16 protein-coding genes and 1 tRNA gene are annotated in these 16054 nt (G+C 63.1%); 5 read left to right on the forward strand and 12 right to left on the reverse strand.

Annotated features, from left to right (window positions below):
• Window positions 1–115: 115 nt before the first annotated feature.
• The 4 genes from NFR47_RS04375 to NFR47_RS04390 form a co-directional block, all read right to left on the reverse strand.
• Window positions 116–973 (reverse strand): endonuclease/exonuclease/phosphatase family protein, encoded by an 858-nt coding sequence (locus NFR47_RS04375; protein ID WP_251214363.1) that lies wholly within the window; start codon window positions 971–973, stop codon window positions 116–118.
• A gap of 3 nt (window positions 974–976) precedes the next feature.
• The gene (gene mnmA, locus NFR47_RS04380) at window positions 977–2176 is read right to left on the reverse strand and encodes a tRNA 2-thiouridine(34) synthase MnmA (protein ID WP_251214364.1); all 1200 of its coding nucleotides are present in this window, start codon (window positions 2174–2176) and stop codon (window positions 977–979) included.
• A 1-nt stretch (window position 2177) separates the two neighbouring features.
• Complete coding sequence (locus NFR47_RS04385; RefSeq protein ID WP_251214365.1) at window positions 2178–2708, reverse strand: ribosome maturation factor RimM; 531 nt, start codon at window positions 2706–2708, stop codon at window positions 2178–2180.
• A gap of 126 nt (window positions 2709–2834) precedes the next feature.
• Window positions 2835–3404, reverse strand: coding sequence for a 30S ribosomal protein S16 (locus NFR47_RS04390; RefSeq protein ID WP_251214366.1), 570 nt, complete (start codon window positions 3402–3404; stop codon window positions 2835–2837).
• A 188-nt stretch (window positions 3405–3592) separates the two neighbouring features.
• Here NFR47_RS04390 and NFR47_RS04395 point away from each other — a divergent pair.
• Window positions 3593–3666: transfer RNA gene (locus NFR47_RS04395), tRNA-Arg, on the forward strand.
• Between the two features lie 58 nt (window positions 3667–3724).
• Here the strand turns inward: NFR47_RS04395 and NFR47_RS04400 are convergent.
• From NFR47_RS04400 to lptB, 6 genes are read right to left on the reverse strand one after another with little or no spacing between them, the layout of a single operon-like run.
• Window positions 3725–5452: a M23 family metallopeptidase gene (locus tag NFR47_RS04400; RefSeq protein WP_251214367.1), complete on the reverse strand. Its 1728-nt coding sequence runs from the start codon at window positions 5450–5452 to the stop codon at window positions 3725–3727.
• A complete protein-coding gene (locus NFR47_RS04405; RefSeq protein ID WP_251214368.1) occupies window positions 5437–5961 on the reverse strand; it encodes a regulatory protein RecX in 525 nt (174 codons plus the stop codon). The genes NFR47_RS04400 and NFR47_RS04405 overlap by 16 nt, the downstream gene beginning before the upstream one ends.
• Entirely contained in the window at window positions 5943–6785 is an 843-nt protein-coding gene (prmC, locus tag NFR47_RS04410) for a peptide chain release factor N(5)-glutamine methyltransferase (protein WP_251214369.1), read from the reverse strand. Before prmC ends, NFR47_RS04405 begins: the two co-directional genes overlap by 19 nt.
• Window positions 6782–7759 carry a chorismate synthase gene (locus NFR47_RS04415; protein ID WP_251214370.1) on the reverse strand — a complete coding sequence of 326 codons (978 nt, stop codon included), beginning with the start codon at window positions 7757–7759 and terminating at the stop codon, window positions 6782–6784. Before NFR47_RS04415 ends, prmC begins: the two co-directional genes overlap by 4 nt.
• Window positions 7756–9000: a 3-phosphoshikimate 1-carboxyvinyltransferase gene (gene aroA / locus NFR47_RS04420; RefSeq protein ID WP_251214395.1), complete on the reverse strand. Its 1245-nt coding sequence runs from the start codon at window positions 8998–9000 to the stop codon at window positions 7756–7758. The genes NFR47_RS04415 and aroA overlap by 4 nt, the downstream gene beginning before the upstream one ends.
• Window positions 9000–9785, reverse strand: a complete 786-nt coding sequence (gene lptB, locus NFR47_RS04425; RefSeq protein WP_251214371.1) for an LPS export ABC transporter ATP-binding protein — start codon at window positions 9783–9785, stop codon at window positions 9000–9002. The genes aroA and lptB overlap by 1 nt, the downstream gene beginning before the upstream one ends.
• A gap of 101 nt (window positions 9786–9886) precedes the next feature.
• Between lptB and recQ the strand changes: the two genes are divergently transcribed.
• Genes recQ through rsmA form a run of 4 tightly spaced genes read left to right on the forward strand, consistent with a single transcriptional unit; the run spans window position 9887 to window position 13360 of the window.
• Window positions 9887–12079 (forward strand): DNA helicase RecQ, encoded by a 2193-nt coding sequence (gene recQ, locus NFR47_RS04430; protein ID WP_251214372.1) that lies wholly within the window; start codon window positions 9887–9889, stop codon window positions 12077–12079.
• A gap of 17 nt (window positions 12080–12096) precedes the next feature.
• Window positions 12097–12321: a hypothetical protein gene (locus NFR47_RS04435; RefSeq protein ID WP_251214373.1), complete on the forward strand. Its 225-nt coding sequence runs from the start codon at window positions 12097–12099 to the stop codon at window positions 12319–12321.
• A gap of 8 nt (window positions 12322–12329) precedes the next feature.
• The gene (locus NFR47_RS04440; RefSeq protein WP_251214374.1) at window positions 12330–12563 is read left to right on the forward strand and encodes a hypothetical protein; all 234 of its coding nucleotides are present in this window, start codon (window positions 12330–12332) and stop codon (window positions 12561–12563) included.
• Window positions 12560–13360: a 16S rRNA (adenine(1518)-N(6)/adenine(1519)-N(6))-dimethyltransferase RsmA gene (rsmA, locus tag NFR47_RS04445; protein ID WP_251214375.1), complete on the forward strand. Its 801-nt coding sequence runs from the start codon at window positions 12560–12562 to the stop codon at window positions 13358–13360. Before NFR47_RS04440 ends, rsmA begins: the two co-directional genes overlap by 4 nt.
• 115 nt (window positions 13361–13475) lie before the next feature.
• Here the strand turns inward: rsmA and NFR47_RS04450 are convergent, their stop codons facing one another.
• Together NFR47_RS04450 and NFR47_RS04455 are read right to left on the reverse strand one after the other, a co-directional pair.
• Window positions 13476–14738: a M16 family metallopeptidase gene (locus tag NFR47_RS04450; RefSeq protein ID WP_251214376.1), complete on the reverse strand. Its 1263-nt coding sequence runs from the start codon at window positions 14736–14738 to the stop codon at window positions 13476–13478.
• Entirely contained in the window at window positions 14735–15970 is a 1236-nt protein-coding gene (locus NFR47_RS04455) for a M16 family metallopeptidase (RefSeq protein ID WP_251214377.1), read from the reverse strand. The genes NFR47_RS04450 and NFR47_RS04455 overlap by 4 nt, the downstream gene beginning before the upstream one ends.
• Between the last annotated feature and the right edge of the window lie 84 nt (window positions 15971–16054).

The raw sequence follows: 16054 nt of genomic DNA on the forward strand, positions 1-16054 counted from the left end.
TCGATTGTTCGCGTTCGTGCCGTTTTTCGCGTCCCGGCAAAGCCCGGCCTGTCGAAAAGGTCCGGATTTCCCGTTGGGATTGCGAATATAACGATTTAATTCCGTTTTTCCAAATTCATTCCAAATAAACATATACGGGCAGGGCGTAGCTCGTGCCTCCCGCGTAGCGGCGGCGCTGATAGGTGGGCAGGGGCTGCGTTCGGGCCGGGTCGAGCAGGAAGCGCCGGATGTAGACTTCGGCGGCGGAGGTCCGCAGGGCCGTGTCGACGGCGATGCGGTCGCGCATCCGCCAGCCTGCGCGGCTGCGGACGCTGCCCCTGCCTGCCCGTTCGGCCCGGGCGTGCGCGTCGTGCAGCCCGTATTCTTCCAGTCCCCGGTCCGGCAGGCGCCCCATGACCACCAGCTTCGCGCCGGGCCGTTCGTCGCGCAGGTCGCCCACGACCCACCGGACCATCCGCTGTTCGCTGCACAGCACCAGCCCGAGCGTGTCCGTCCGGAATCTCCGGGTGTCTCCTCGGCCGACAGGGCGGCGCAGAACGCCCTCGACGTAGAGGTAGCGGCGGCCCGGTTCGACGTAGTGCGGGAAAAAGCGGTCGCCGTAGTAGAGCAGGGCGAAATCCATGCCGTCCAGCGAGTTGAGGGTCCGGTGCAGATAGCTGTAATCGCTCTGGCAGGCCGCCGCGATGTCGCGGACGACCGCTTCGTTTTCGACGCTCCACAGGGCGATTATCGGCAGTCCCAGCGAATCGGCCAGCGCCGCCGTCCGGGCAATTTTGCGGCGGTAGCGTTCTGTGTTCCAGCGCAGGGCGCCCCGCGGCGTGTAGTCCGTGTCGTCGTAAAACAGCGAGGGGACAGTGTCGTAGAGGTGGTCGGCGTCGCAGTAGGCGATGCCCAGCGGCTGGGCCGTGGCGGTCGCCGCATGCAGGGCCAGCAGCAGAAGGGCGGTCCGCAGGAGGTTTCCCGGTGTGCGCATGGGTTATTCTGCGATCACTCCCGAGCCGACGAGTTCGTCGCCGTCGTACCACGCGGCGAACTGGCCCGGGGCGATGCCGCGCTGCGGTGTGTCGAACACCAGAAAGGCCCCTTCGTCGCGGATGTAAAGCGTCGCGTCCTGCAACGGTTGGCGGTAGCGTATGCGCACCCGGAACCTCGCCTTGCCGCCTGCCGGAATCGCCCGCGCAGGGTCCAGCCAATGGATTTCGCCCGGTTCGATGCGCAGCGCCGGGCGCCACAGACCCGGGTGGGCGTCGCCCTCGCCTACGTAGATGACGTTCGCGTCGACGTCGGTCGCCAGGATGAACAGCGATTCCTTGCGGCCCCCGATGCCCAGCCCTTTGCGTTGGCCGATGGTGTAGTAGTGGGCGCCGTTGTGGGTGCCTATCTTCTTGCCGTCGCGGACGGTGTAGCGCCACGGGGCCGCCAGCGCCGTCAGTTCGTCGGTCGAGGGGTCGTTCGCGGGCACGGCGGGGCGCAGTGCGAATTTGGGCCACGACGGGAGTATTTCGTGGATGTTGCCCGGTTTGGCGGCCAGCTTCTGTTGCAGGAAAACCGGCAGGTCGACCTTGCCCACGAAGCAGATGCCCTGCGAATCCTTGCGTTTGGCCGTGGCCAGGTGCTGTTCTTCGGCAATGCGCCGCACTTCGGGTTTCAGCAGTCCGCCCACCGGAAACAGCGCGTAGTGCAGCTGTTCCTGCGAGAGCTGGCACAGAAAATAGCTCTGATCCTTGTTGGGGTCGGTCCCCGCCAGCAGTTTGCAGTGCGTGCGTCCGTCGGCGTCCGTCTCCTCGGCCTTGCGGCAGTAGTGGCCCGTCGCCACGTAGTCGGCGCCTAATTGGAGCGCTTCGCGCAGAAAGACGTCGAACTTGATTTCGCGGTTGCACAGCACGTCCGGATTGGGGGTGCGGCCGCGTTCGTACTCGGCGAACATGTAGTCGACCACGCGCGTGCGGTATTCGGCCGACAAATCGACCACGTGCAGCGGGATGTCCAGCCGCTTGGCCACCAGCTCGGCGAAAACCCGGTCGTCGTGCCACGGGCAGTCGCCCTCCAGGGTCCCCGTCGTGTCGTGCCAGTTGACCATGAAAAGACCGATGACTTCGTGTCCCTGCTCTTTCAGCAGCCACGCCGCCACCGACGAATCCACCCCGCCCGAAAGTCCTATCACTACGCGTGCCATGCTATTCCAACGTTAAAAGTCCGGCGGGCAGGACGAACCGGATGCGCCGCTCCCCGAAGTCGATGCGGGCTATGAATTCCTCCGCGGCGGGGACCAGCACGCGCCGGCCCTCGATTTCCAGCTCGAAGAGCGGATTGGCTTCGCTGTCGTAGTAGTCGGTCAGCGTGCCCGAGCACTTCCGGGGCGTTTCGCCCTCGTCTGCGGCGAGTTCTTCGGCTTCGGCCGCAAAGCCGATGAGGTCTTCGAGGTAGAATTCGTCGTCCTCCTCGTCGCTTTGTTCGATGCGGAATTCCAGCCCCAGCAGTTCCGAGGCCCGGCGGTCGGTGTCCAGGTCGGCGAACGCCGCCACGGCTCCCGTCTGCCCGCGCCGCTCGAAGCGTTCGCACCACAGCGGTACTTCCAGCGCGTCGACGGTGACCAGAAGCGGCACGGTTTCCGGGTCGAAATCCTCCGGAAATCCGGCGTAGAGCGACAGCATTACGCCGCCGTCCGTACCGAACAGTTTGTTGATTCTGCCTGCGGGGGTTGTCATGGGAATGTCGTCTTTCGGGGGTTCTTCGGCGGCGGGGCCGCCTCCTGCGAGTCGCAGTAAAACAAAACCCGGTAAATCTCCCGCGACGGGAAACTTACCGGGATTCGATATGAATTGTGTGTTCCGTTATTCGGCAGCGGGTGCTTCGGCTTCGGGAGCGGCCTCCTCGGCGGCAGGTGCTTCCTCTGCGCTTTCGGCAGCAGCGGCTTCTTCAGCTTCCTTGGCGGCAGCTTCGGCAGCGGCTTTCTTCTCGGCGATAGCCTTCGCACGGTCTTCGTTCACCTTGGCTTCGGCAGCCAGACGGGCTTTCTCGGCCGACTTGGCATCGGTAGCCAGCTTGTTGGTCTTGGCTTCGATCTTGCCGTTCTTGGCGTCGAGCCACTTGTTGAAGCGGGCTTCGGCTTCGGCCTCCGTGAAGGCGCCTTTGGCTACACCGCCCAGCAGGTGCTTCTTGTAGAGTACACCCTTGTACGAGAGGATGGCCCGGCAGGTGTCGGTGGGTTGTGCGCCTTTGAGTAACCAACCCAATGCTTGCTCGAAGTTCAGGTCGATCGTAGCAGGATTCGTGTTGGGGTTGTAGGTGCCCAACTTCTCGATGAATTTACCATCACGTGGCGCTCTGCTATCTGCGGCAACGATGTGGTAGAAAGCGTAGCCTTTCTTACCGTGGCGTGCCAGACGAATTTTAACAGCCATTTGCTATAAAATTGTTTGATTTGGTTAATAAAACGCTCAGCCCTTCCGGGTTATCAGCCCGCAAATGTAGACAAAATATTCCGCCCGGCAAAATAAATCGTGCAAAAAAGAGGGTTGCGGGCGGCGAATCCGCTCCGGGAGCCGGAATTATGAAAAACTTTTCGTATCTTCGCACCGCCGGACCGATTGGTTCCGTAGCTCAGTTGGATAGAGCAACAGCCTTCTAAGCTGTGGGTCTTGGGTTCGAATCCCAACGGAATCACTTTTCTGCAATCTGCGACCGAGGTTTTTCCCGGTCGCTTTTTTGTCGGTATCCCGAATCAGCGATAGAACGTTCCCTCCCAGCTGGCTGTGTTGCCCGCGCCGTCGCGCACCGTCAGGCGGACGGTATGCCGGCTGCGGGTGGGCGGGGTGTCGAACGTGTGGAACAGCCGCCCCGTCATGGGGTAGCGTTCGCAGGGGACCCATTGGCCGTCGATGAGCAGCGTGTAGGCGGCGATTCCCGAAAAGTTGTCCGTCGCGCGGAATCCGATTGCGTCGCTTTGCGAGAGGTCGGCATCCCGTCCGAAGTTGGCCGTAATGCGGGGCGGTACCAGGTCGGCCACCACGAACAGCGGGTCGGAGGTGTAGGTCGACGCCGTCACGACACCTTCCTTGCAAGAGCCGCCTACATAGGCGGCCCGGCCTTGGGCCGTCCGGCGCGCAAGAACCGCGTGGGGACGCATCCGGGCGGGGATTTCGGTCCGAATCGAAACGCTCATCGTCTTCCGCAGGGGCGTGGCCGGAGGAAGTGCCCGGTAGGCGGGCGAAAGCGCTACGAGGCCCGTGTCGACCCGGGGTGCCGCCGTCTGTTCGGGGCGGCAGGCAAGAGTTTCGTGCAGGGCTCCGGCGGGTATCCGCGCGGTCATCTTTCCGCAGGTCAGGGTCGCGGCGTGCCCGGGCCGGACGATTCTTGCCAGCGTGTCGGCCGTGGCGCGGAACTCCTCCTCGCGGCCCCGGATGTCGAATTCTATCTGCGAGCGGTTGCCGCTGTCGTCTTCGGCTTCGATGCGGATGCGGCGTAGCTGCCCGGGGACGGTGCGGATTATTCCGCGGTCGGTCATCGCCGTGTAGAAGCAGTCGGGGGCCGCTTCGGCCTGCGCCAGGCGGAACGCTTCGTTGCGCGTGGCTATCTGGATGGGGTAGTGGCTCACCGCGTCGCAGCAGCGCGACTGGGCGAACGTGAAGCCGTCCATCCGGTATTCGTAGTAGCGTTCGCCGTCGGCCCATGCCGTCACGCGCCACAGCCCGAAACGGTTGTGCACGCCGTTGCGGCGGTCGGTGATTTCCGCCACGAAATAGCCTTTGCGGCCGACGCCGAGCGGTTCTTCGCGGTTGAGCCGGTATGTTCCCTCGTGGCTGCGCACGGCCGTGTAGCTTTCCGGGGCCTTGCGTGCGCAAAGTCCGCCGGGCAGGGTGTCGATTTCGACGTAGTGGATTTTCACGATGCGCGGCGGCAGCGAATCCACCGGCCGGATGATTCCTTCGCGCACCACGTTGTAGAGCCGTTGGGTCCGCGTGTCGCGGATCTCGAAATGGAGGTGCGGGCCCGACGACGAGCCGCTGTTGCCCGAGTAGCCGATTACTTCGCCTTGGCGGACGGGCAGTTTGCTGTGGCCGAAAAAGAGGTTGAGGCTGTTCTTGCCTTGGGCGCGGCGTTCCTGCGCGACGAGTTGTTCGATGTCGTCGCGGAAGCGTTGCAGATGGCCGTAGACGGCCGTCGTGCCGTTGTTCAGCGTCAGGTAGATGGCCCGTCCGTAGCCGCCGGGCGATACCGACAGGCGCGAAACATGGCCGTCGGCCACCGCCACCAGTTCCTTGCCCTCGGTGCCGCCCGTGCGGATGTCCACTCCCGCGTGGAAGTGGCCCGGGCGTATTTCGCCGAAGTTGGATGAGCAGGTGCCGTCGACGTCGCGGATGGGGTAGAGGTAGTCCGCCGGGTCGAGGGCCTGTCCCCGCGCTCTGGCCGTCAGTGCCGTCAGAAGCAGTATGGTCAGAAGTCGTCGCATGATTCCGTGTCGGCCACCAGCGCGGCGACCGTTTCGTGTACGGTTTCGTAGTCGTATCCCAGCCCGAGACCGTAGCGCATCAGTTTGTTTTTCAGTTCGTAGCGTGTTTCGCAGTGCAGCAGCCGGAGTTTGCGTTCGAGCTGCGTGCGCAGCCGTTCGGCCGTTCCCGTGCGGTCGGCCGCGCCGAGGGCTTCCTCGATGGTTTCGCGCGCCACTCCCTTGCGTTGCAGGGCCGCGCGGATTTTGTATTCGCCCCAGCCGCTCAGCCGCATCTTTTCGCGGACGAAAGCCCCCGCATAGCGGCTGTCGTCGATGAAGCGGTCGTTTACCAGCCGCGCCAGCACTCGCTCCGCATCGCTGTCGTTCAGCCCCCAGCCGTGCATCAGCCGCCGGGCGTCGCCCTCCGATTTCTCGGCCCGGGCACAGAGCCGCATCAGCGACGCCAGCGCCTGGTCGGGCGTCTTGGTCCGCCGGGCCGCGGGGTTCGGTTTCAGTTTAGGCGTGCGCATAGCATGCGGGGTTTTCCGTTCATATCTTCGCGCAGGCGGATTGCGCCGTAGCCCTCCTCCGCCAGCAGGCGTTCCAGCGCTCCGGCGGCCGTGTGGTAAATCTCGAAGTAGAGCTTCCCGCCCGGTTCCAGCATGCGGCGTCCGGCCCGGGCGATGGCCCGGTAGAAGCGCAGCGGGTCGCCGTCGGGGACGAACAGCGCTTCGGCGGGTTCGTGGTCCCGCACGTTGGGGTGCATCGCCGCGCGGTCGCTCTGCGGTACGTAGGGCGGGTTGGAGACCACCACGTCGAACCGTTCCGGGAAGCGCTCGGCCAGTCCGTTCAGCGCATTGGCCTGCCGCAGGGTCACGGCCGCCCCGAGCGTCCGGCAGTTTTCGGCCGCTGTCGCCAGCGCTTTTTCGGAAATGTCGGCTCCGAACACCTCGGCGCCGGGCAGTTCCAGTGCCAGCGTCGCCGCTATGCAGCCGCTTCCGGTGCCGACGTCCAGTAGGCGGCGGGCCTGCCGTTCGTCGGCGACGATCCAGGCCGCGAGTTCCTCGGTTTCGGGGCGGGGTATCAGCACCCCCTCGCGCACGGCGAAGCGGCGGCCCGAAAATTCGGTGTGCCCTATTATATATTGTACGGGTTCTCCCGCGGCGAGCCGGGCGACCGTCTCTTCCAGCCCCTCGATTTCGAGCGGGGCGCCGGGGTCGGTCAGCAGGGCTGCGGCAGGCAGCTGCGCCAGCTCCGATATGCACAGCAGGGCGATGCTCCGGGCTTCGCGCGCGTCGTAAAGCGGGGTCAGCGCCGCCGCCGTCCGGTCGAGTATGTTGCGCCGTGTCGTCATCTGCGTAGGTCTGCCAGTGCGATGGCTACGGCCGCTTCGACGGCCGCGGCTCCCCGCAGGGCGATGCAGGCGTCGTGCCGTCCGCCGATGGCGAGCGGTTCCGGGCGGCCCGTCGTGCGGTTGTAGGTCGTCTGTTCGCGGGCGATGCTGGCCGTGGGCTTGAACGCGGCGCGGACCACCAGTTCGTTGCCGTTGGTCAGACCGCCGACGATGCCCCCCGCGTGGTTGGTCGCCGTGCGGCCCGCGGCGTCGAGAATCGGGTCGTTGTGCTCCGAGCCCCGCATCCGTGCCGCGGCGAATCCGCTGCCGAATTCCACCCCCTTGACGCCCGGTATGGCGAAGAGCAGGTGGGCCGTCAGGCTCTCGGCCGAATCGAAGAAGGGTTCGCCCCAGCCTGCCGGGATGCCCTCGGCGCGGCATTCGACTATGCCGCCCACCGAATCGCCGTCGGCCGCGGCCGCGCGTACGATTTCGCCGAACCGGGCCGGGTCGGTGCAGCCGCCGATTTCGGCGACGTGCGTGGCGAAGCGGACCGTTTCGGGCAGCAGTTTCTTGGCCACCGCCCCTGCGGCCACAAGGGCCAGGGTCAGCCGTCCCGAGAAATGGCCGCCGCCCCGGGGGTCGTTGAAGCCGCCGGAGCGTTCCCATGCCACGCGGTCGGCGTGCGAGGGGCGGTCGTGGCCCGTGAGGGCCTCATAGTCGTCCGGGCGTGTGTCGCTGTTGGCGAATACGAGGGTCAGCGGGGCTCCGGTGGTGTAGCCTTTATAGATGCCCGCTACGATTTGCGGCTCGTCCTTTTCTTGGCGCGGGGTGGTTCCTGCGGCGCCGCAGGAGCGGCGCCGGGCCAGGTCGGCGGCGAAGTCGTCGGCCGAAAGGGCCATGCCCGCAGGCACGCCGTCTATCGTCAGTCCGATTTGCGGGCCGTGCGATTCGCCCCAGAGGGCCAGCCGGAATTGCGTGCCGAACCGGTTCATGCCTTGAGGGTTTTCAGGTCGCCGAAAAATCCGGGGTAGCTTTTGGCCACGCATCCGGCGTCTTCTATCGTCACGGGTCCTGCGGCCCGCAGAGCCGCTACCGCCAGCGACATGGCCATGCGGTGGTCGCCATGGCTCCGGACCGCGGCCGCACGGATTTCGCCGCCACGGATGCGCATCGTGTCCTCCTCGCTGAGGTCGACTTCGATGCCCAGCCGTCCGTATTCTTCGCGGATGGCTTCGGCGCGGTTGCATTCCTTGTGTTGCAGGCGCGAGGTGCCGTGCAGGACGCTCACGCCGTCGGCCGCCGCAGCCAGCGCGGCCAGCGCCGGGAAAAGGTCGGGGCAGTGGGTGGCGTCGAACTCGAATCCGCGCAGGGGCCGCCGTGCCGCCGTGATGGAGTGCGGTTCGTCGATGACGGCCGCGCCTGCCCGCACGAGCGCTTCGCAGATGGCCGTGTCGGCTTGTTTGGAGAGCATCGAGACGTTGCGCACGGTCACTTCGCCGGCCGTCGCGCCCGCCACCAGGAGCATGGCCGCAGCGCTCCAGTCGCCCTCGACGGCGAAGTCGGTGCCGCGGTAGCGTTGGCCGCCGGGGATGTAGAATTCGCGGTAGTCGTTGTGGCAGATTTCCACGCCGAACCGGGCGGCGGTGTCTATGGTCATGTCCAGGTAGGGGATCGAGACGGCCCGACGCACATGGAGGGTCGTGTCTTCGGCGGCCAGCGGCAGGGCCAGCAGCAGCCCCGTGATGAATTGCGACGAGACCGAGCCGTCGGCTTCGGCCGTGCCGCCGCGCAGTGGGCCGCAGACTTCCATCGGCAGGTATCCGCCGTGGTCCTCCACCCGCACGCCCAATTGCCGGAGCGGCCCGACCATCATCTCCATCGGGCGGCCCAGCAGCGATTTTTCGCCCTCGATTCGGACGGGCGTGCCGCAGAGCGCGGCGATGGGGGTGAAAAGGCGGGTCGCCAACCCCGATTCGCCGACCTCCAGCACCCGGCTGCGGGGGTGCAGCCCGCCGCGGATCAGAAGCGTATGTTCGTCGGTGTGCGTTACTTCGGCGCCCAGCGTTTCGATGCAGCGCAGGGCCGAACGGGTGTCGTCGCAGTATTCGATGTTGTGCAGCACGGTCCGCTCCTCCGAGAGCAGCGATGCCGCCAGGGCGCGCTGGGCATAGCTCTTCGAGCAGGGGGGCGTCAGCGCGCCTCGGACGCTCCCCGGAGGCAGGGTGATCTCCATCACTCGCGCCCTCCCCGGTTTTTCATCTCCTGGGTCAGCTGGTGGCTGCGCTTGAGCTCGAAGTTCTGGCCTAAGTAGACCTTGCGCACCATCGGGTCGGCGGCCAGTTCCTCGGCCGAGCCGGTTTTGAGTATCTTCCCTTCGTAGAGCAGGTAGGTGCGGTCGGTGATGGCCAGCGTCTCGTCCACGTTGTGGTCGGTGATGATGACGCCTATGTTCTTGTGCTTGAGCGTCGCCACGATCGACTGGATGTCTTCCACCGCTATGGGGTCCACACCCGCGAACGGTTCGTCCAGCAGGATGAACGCCGGGTTTATCGCCACTGCGCGCGCGATTTCGGTCCGGCGCCGTTCGCCGCCCGAAAGCTGGATGCCCAGGCTTTTGCGGACCTTTTGCAGGCGGAATTCTTCGATCAGCGCTTCGACCCGTTCGTTCTGGTATTCCTTGGTGTAGTCGGTCATTTCCAATACCGCACGGATGTTCTGTTCGACGGTCAGCCGGCGGAACACCGAGGCTTCCTGCGCCAGGTAGCCCACGCCCAGCTGGGCCCGGCGGTAGACCGGCAGCGAGGTCAGTTCGCTGACCTGTTTTTCGTCGTTTTCCAGAAAGATGCGCCCCTCGTTGGGCTTTATCAGTCCCACGATCATGTAAAAGGTCGTGGTCTTGCCCGCTCCGTTGGGTCCCAGCAGGCCCACGATTTCGCCTTGGTTGACGTCTATCGAGACATGGTTGACCACGGTGCGCGATTTGTATTTCTTGACGAGTTCGCTGGTATAAAGGCGCATGACGGTTTTGTGAATAAAATTTTTTACAAAGTTATGATTTTTTCCGAAAAAATTTTTATCTTTACATTGGATTTTCGGATTTAACGTACAATGACGGCTCAATGAAACAGTTCGACGCATCCCTGCTGCACGCCAAGCTCAAGGAATACTTCGGCTTCTCCTCCTTCAAGGGCAACCAGGAGGCGGTCATCCGCAACGTCTTGGAGCGCAAGGATACTTTCGTGCTGATGCCCACCGGCGGTGGGAAATCGCTGTGCTACCAGCTGCCCGCCCTGTTGATGGAGGGGGTCGCCATCGTCATCTCGCCGCTGATCGCCCTGATGAAGAACCAGGTCGATTCCATGCGTACGTTCTCCGCCGAGTCGGGCGTCGCCCATTTCCTCAATTCGTCGCTCAACAAGACCGCCGTCCAGCAGGTTCGGGCCGACGTCCTGGCCGGGAAAACCAAGTTGCTCTACTTCGCGCCCGAATCCCTCACCAAGGAGGACAATGTCGCGTTCCTGCGTAAAATCAAGATTTCGTTCTACGCCATCGACGAGGCCCACTGCATTTCCGAGTGGGGCCACGACTTCCGGCCCGAGTACCGCCGTATCCGGCCCATCATCAACGAGATCGGCAGTGCGCCGCTCATCGCTCTGACCGCCACGGCTACTCCCAAGGTGCAGATGGACATCCAGAAGAACCTGGGCATGTCCGACGCCGCCGTGTTCAAGTCGTCGTTCAACCGCCCCAACCTCTATTACGAAATCCGGCCCAAGCACGACGTCGACCGCGAAATCATCCGTTTCATCAAGCAGAACGAGGGTAAGAGCGGCATCATCTATTGTCTTAGCCGCAAGAAGGTCGAGGAGCTCACCGAGCTGTTGATCGCCAACGGCATCAAGGCCCGGGCTTACCACGCCGGGATGGACGCCGCCACCCGTGCGGGCAACCAGGACGATTTTCTCATGGAGCGGGTCGACGTCATCGTCGCCACCATCGCGTTCGGCATGGGCATCGACAAGCCCGACGTGCGCTACGTCATCCATTACGACATTCCCAAGTCGCTCGAGGGTTATTACCAGGAGACCGGGCGCGCAGGCCGCGACGGCGGTGAGGGGCATTGCCTTACCTTTTATAGTTATAAGGACATCCAGAAGCTCGAAAAGTTCATGCAGGGCAAGCCCGTCGCCGAGCAGGAAATCGGCAAGCTGCTGCTCGTCGAGACCGTCTCCTACGCCGAAAGTTCCATGTGCCGCCGCAAGACCTTGCTCCATTACTTCGGCGAGGAGTATGCCGAGGAGAATTGCCAGAACTGCGACAACTGCCGCAATCCCAAGCCGCAGGTCGACGCCAAGGCTGCGCTTCGCATGGCGCTCGAAGCCCTGCGCGACATCGGCGACAAGTTCAAGTCCGATTACCTGGTCTCCGTCCTCATCGGCAAGAATACCGCGCTCATCAAGAGTTACGGCCATAATAAGTCGAAGTGGTTCGGTGCCGGCGAGGAGCACGACGCCCGCTTCTGGGGGGCCGTCATCCGGCAGGCGCTCATCCTGGGGCTCGTCGACAAGAACATCGAGAACTACGGCTTGATTTCCATCAATCCCAAGGGCGAGCAGTTCATTACCATGCCGTTCCCTGTCAATATCACCCTCGACCACAATTACGACCAGGAGGAAAAAGAGGCCGTCGCCGAGGTCCCCATGGGCAAGGGCGGTGCGGCCGACGAGGAGCTTTTCTCCATGCTCAAGGACTTGCGCAAGAAGGTTGCCAAGAAGCACGACCTGCCGCCGTTCGTCATCTTCCAGGACCCGTCGCTCGAAGACATGGCCGTGCAGTATCCCGTCACCCTCGAGGAGATGCAGAACATTACGGGCGTCGGCGTCGGCAAGGCCCGCAAGTTCGGCGAGGAGTTCGTGCGGCTCATCAAGGCCTATGTCGAGGAGAAGGAGATCATCCGTCCGCAGGACATGGTCGTCAAGGGAGTGGCCAGCAAGTCGGGCAACAAGATTTTCATCATCCAGTCCATCGACCGCAAGATGGATTTCGAGGACATCGCCCGGGCGCGCGACCTGGATTTCGACGAGCTGCTCACCGAAATCGAGGGTATCGTCAATTCGGGTACCCGGCTCGACATCTCCTATTATATCCGCGAGTTCATGGACGAGGACAAGGCCGACGACATCTACCTCTATTTCCGGGAGGATGCCGAGAGCGATTCGCTCGACGACGCACTCGCCGAACTGGGGTCCGACTATACCGAGGAGGAGATACGCCTCGTTCGCATCAAGTTCATGTGCGAGCAGGGTAACTGACAAATACGGTTTTGCCTATGAACAAGAAGACTTTTACGCTCGCTTTGTTGTTTTTCTGTCTGACGGCGGTGTGGTTCGGAATCAGTCTTTATTGGTTCTTCACGTGCCGTTCGTGCGTCGGTTGGTTCGACTTGTTGATTGCCGTCTGTTTCGTCGGCGCCGGGGCCGGAATGACCGTCCACGAGTTCCGCAAGAAGAAGCGCATCCACCTCGACGAGGCCAACAGGCATCAGATTCCTTAGGGTAGCTTATGAGCAAGACTTTCTTTTGGCAGGCGGTCCGCTTGGTCGTCATGGTGTTGGCCGTCGCCGGTATCATCTACGCCCTTGAGTTCATGCACGGTGGTTTCGCCGTCTGGTTTTGGGTAGCGCTTCTGGGCGTCGGGTTCTTCGGGTTGCTCGTTTCGTTCCGCGCAGCCCGTCGTCGTTCCGTCCGGCAGCAGAGCTTCGGGGCCCGCCGCCACAGAAAATCCTGCCGCCGATGACCGAAGTCAGAGCCAAAAAAGCGTTGGGGCAGCATTTTCTCGTCGACCTCAATATTGCGCGCAAGATTTGCGACGCGCTTTCGGGCGGTACGGCCGAAGCGCCCGCTACGGTGCTGGAGGTCGGCTGCGGCATGGGGGTGCTCACGCAGTTTCTGTTGCAGCGCGGCGACCTGACGACTTACGGGGCCGAGATAGACACCGAGAGCGTCGATTACCTGCACGACCGTTTCCCCGCTTTCGCTCCGCGGCTCATCGCGGGCGATTTCCTCAAGATGGATTTGCGCGCGGCGTTCCCCGACGTTTCCGCGCTCCGTATCATCGGCAATTTCCCCTACAATATTTCGTCGCAGATTTTTTTCAAGATTCTGGAGCACCGCGATTTCGTGCCCGAGTGCGTCGGCATGATTCAGAAAGAGGTCGCTGTGCGTCTGGCCGAGCCGCCCGGGTCCAAGGAGTACGGGATTCTGTCGGTGCTCTTGCAGGCGTGGTACGACATCGAGTACCTCTTCACGGTCAGCGAGTCGGTTTTCAACCCGCCGCCCAAGGTCAAAAGCGCTGTCATCCGGTTGCGGCGCAACGGCGTCGCGCAGCTCGATTGCGACGAGCGGCTGTTCGTCCGCGTCGTCAAGGCGTCGTTCGGGCAGCGGCGCAAGATGATTCGCAACTCCCTCCGCGCCGCGTTCGGTGATTTCGGCGGTGCCGAGCATCCGTTCTTCACCTCGCGCGCCGAGCAGCTTTCCGTCGGCCAGTTCGTCGAGCTGACGAATTGGGTAAGCGAACATGTAATTAAAAATTAAGAATGAAAAATTAAAAATGGATGTGCCGTTCGGAGATGCAGTTCAGGCATCTTTTATAGTTTGAGGTTCAGATAAAAACGCGAACAGCCCCCCCCCGATTTTTAATTCTTAATTTTTAATTCCCGTTTTCTCCCGCCACCACCGTCACCAAGTCTTCCCGGGCCAGGTATTTTTGCGCCAGCCGCTGGACGTCGGCAGGGGTCATCGTGCGGATGCGGCGCAGATTTTCGTCGATGACGCTGTTGTCCGTTCCGCAGAGGATGTTCTCTATCGTCACGTCGGCTATGCCGAACGGGCCGTCGAGTATGCGCATCATCTCGCCCGCCATGATGTTCTTCACCAGCGTCAGTTCTTCTTCGTCCATCGGTTCTGTCCGCAGGCGTTCGATTTCGGCGTATATTTCGCTCAGGGCCGCTTGCGTCGCTTCGGTCCCCACTTGCGTCGCTATGGCCATATAGCCCGCCCGGTCGAAGTTCACCATCGCCGCCACCACTCCGTAGGTGTAGCCGTGGCGTTCGCGCAGGTTCTGCATCAGGCGCGAGCCGAAGTAGCCGCCCAGCGCCGCCGCCACGACCTGCATCCCCACGAAATCGGGGTGTTCACGGCCGAACAGCAGCCTGCCGATGCGAATCGACGACTGGACCGCTCCCGCGTGTGCGACCTTGACTTCGTGGGTCGTCTGCGGCGCGGGAAATTCCGGCCGGGCCTTCGCCCCGTGCGGTATCTGTTCCGCAATGGCCGCCACTGCATGCCGTTCGTCGTCGGTAATCCGGCCGCTGCATACCACAAAGCAGTTTTCGGCCGTGTAGTGCGTGCGGTAGAACGTTTCGACGTCGGCCCGCGTCAGCGTGTCGTAGAGCGCTCCGTCGTACGATATGCCGTAGGGGTGCCGTTCGCCGAACAGCGCCCGCGCAAAGGCTTCGCGCGCCCGGACATCCACTTTGTGGCGGTCGATCAGCAGCCGCTGCTTGCGTTTGGCGCAGTAGGTGCGCAGTTCTTCTTCCGGAAATACGGGGTGCAGCAGGATTTCGGCCGCCGCTTCCAGCGTCTCGCGGTAGAATTTCGAGAGGGTCGCAAAACTGATGTAGGCGTAGTCGCGGTCCAGGTTGACATCGTACCACGAGCCGTAGTAGTCCAGCCGTTCGGCCAGTTCGCGGGCCGTGAAGCGCCGGGTTCCTTCGGCCAGCAGGTTGGCCGTCGTCGAGGCCGAGAACGGGACCCGTTGTACCGACGGCCCCGCACGGAATACGAACGTCACGCGCAGGACCTCGAAATCGTTGGCCGGGAGCGTGTAGAGCGCCATGCCGTTCGGCAGTACGTGTTTTTCGGCGGCCTCTATTTCCACGGCCGAGGGGATGGTCAGGGGCGGTTGTGTCATTTGGCGCGGTAGATTAGGGTGGAGCTTCGTTCCGGGCGGAACGTGCGGCGGCTGAAGTCGAGAATGCTGTCGGCCGTCACGGCGCCGTAGGCGTCGACTTCGCGGTTGGCGAGTTCCGCATCGCCCAGCATTTCGTAGAATCCTAAGTTCATCGCCTTGTTCATGACGTTCAGTTCGCCGAACAGCGTGTTCGCCTCGAACTTGTTCTTCACTTTCTGCATTTCGCGGGCTTCGGCCGGTATGCGGCAGAGCGTTTCGATTTCTTCCCGGAACGCTTCTTCGGCCTGCTCGGGCGTCGTCTGCGGCAGCAGTTGTCCCGTGAAGATGAAAAGCCCCGGGTCCAGGTCGCCCGTGATGTAGGCGTTCACCGACGAGAGCAGGCGCCGTTGCTTGACCAGCCGCGTGTAGAGCCGCGACGAGTCGCCGCCCGACAGCAGGTCCGACACCAGATTGGCCGTGTAGAAATCGGGCGACAGGCGGCCGCCCATCGCATAGGCCACGGTCACCGTCGTCGCCGGGACGTCGCGCTGCACTTCTTCGCGCCGGGCTTCCGTCTGCGGCGGTTCCTGCGGGATGGGGCAGGGGGCTGCCGGCCGGTCCGGCAGGTCGCCGAACCATTTTTCGGCCAGCGCCAGCATCCGTTCTTTTTCTATGTCGGCCGACATGGACAATATCGCGTTCGACGGGTGGTAGTGCGTCCGGTAGAATTCCCGCACGTCGTCGAGCGTTGCCTGCGCTATGTGGTCCGGCGTCAGTCCGATGGCCGCCCAGCGGTAGGGGTGTGTCTTGTAGGCCAGCGCCCGCAGCAGCAGCGTCTGGTCGCCGTAGGGTTGGTTCAGATAGCGTTGGCGGTATTCTTCGATGACCACCTTTTTCTCCGTTTCGAGTTTCTCGGGCGTGATGTCCAGCCCTTCGATGCGGTCGCTTTCGAGCCACAGCGCCGTTTCGATGTTGGCCGCCGGGAGGGTCATGTAGAAGTCCGTGTAGTCGTTGTTCGTAAAGGCGTTGTTGTCGCCCGAGGCCATCTGCACCGGCAGGTCGAAGTTCTCCACGCTGCGCGTGCCGCGGAACATCAGGTGCTCGAACAGGTGGGCGAAGCCCGTGCGCCCGGGGTTTTCGTTGCGCGCCCCTACTTTGTAGAGTATGTTCACGGCCGCCAGTTTCGACTGCCGGTCGCGGTTCGCCAGCACGGTCAGTCCGTTGGCCAGCGTTTTTCGGCGATAGGGAATCATGGAGGACAAAGGTAGCACTTTTCGCTCCAAAAATCGGAATGTTGCAGTTCGGATGCCAAAATTTACAGGTTATTTGTACGATTG

Source organism: Alistipes muris, assembly GCF_943193205.1.
Lineage (GTDB): Bacteria > Bacteroidota > Bacteroidia > Bacteroidales > Rikenellaceae > Alistipes > Alistipes muris.

Coding starts and splice junctions, on each gene's coding strand:
- NFR47_RS04375 (WP_251214363.1), bottom strand. CDS start 973: ATGCGCACACCGGGAAACCTCCTGCGGACCGCCCTTCTGCTGCTGGCC.
- mnmA (WP_251214364.1), bottom strand. CDS start 2,176: ATGGCACGCGTAGTGATAGGACTTTCGGGCGGGGTGGATTCGTCGGTG.
- NFR47_RS04385 (WP_251214365.1), bottom strand. CDS start 2,708: ATGACAACCCCCGCAGGCAGAATCAACAAACTGTTCGGTACGGACGGC.
- NFR47_RS04390 (WP_251214366.1), bottom strand. CDS start 3,404: ATGGCTGTTAAAATTCGTCTGGCACGCCACGGTAAGAAAGGCTACGCT.
- NFR47_RS04400 (WP_251214367.1), bottom strand. CDS start 5,452: ATGCGACGACTTCTGACCATACTGCTTCTGACGGCACTGACGGCCAGA.
- NFR47_RS04405 (WP_251214368.1), bottom strand. CDS start 5,961: ATGCGCACGCCTAAACTGAAACCGAACCCCGCGGCCCGGCGGACCAAG.
- prmC (WP_251214369.1), bottom strand. CDS start 6,785: ATGACGACACGGCGCAACATACTCGACCGGACGGCGGCGGCGCTGACC.
- NFR47_RS04415 (WP_251214370.1), bottom strand. CDS start 7,759: ATGAACCGGTTCGGCACGCAATTCCGGCTGGCCCTCTGGGGCGAATCG.
- aroA (WP_251214395.1), bottom strand. CDS start 9,000: ATGGAGATCACCCTGCCTCCGGGGAGCGTCCGAGGCGCGCTGACGCCC.
- lptB (WP_251214371.1), bottom strand. CDS start 9,785: ATGCGCCTTTATACCAGCGAACTCGTCAAGAAATACAAATCGCGCACC.
- recQ (WP_251214372.1), top strand. CDS start 9,887: ATGAAACAGTTCGACGCATCCCTGCTGCACGCCAAGCTCAAGGAATAC.
- NFR47_RS04435 (WP_251214373.1), top strand. CDS start 12,097: ATGAACAAGAAGACTTTTACGCTCGCTTTGTTGTTTTTCTGTCTGACG.
- NFR47_RS04440 (WP_251214374.1), top strand. CDS start 12,330: ATGAGCAAGACTTTCTTTTGGCAGGCGGTCCGCTTGGTCGTCATGGTG.
- rsmA (WP_251214375.1), top strand. CDS start 12,560: ATGACCGAAGTCAGAGCCAAAAAAGCGTTGGGGCAGCATTTTCTCGTC.
- NFR47_RS04450 (WP_251214376.1), bottom strand. CDS start 14,738: ATGACACAACCGCCCCTGACCATCCCCTCGGCCGTGGAAATAGAGGCC.
- NFR47_RS04455 (WP_251214377.1), bottom strand. CDS start 15,970: ATGATTCCCTATCGCCGAAAAACGCTGGCCAACGGACTGACCGTGCTG.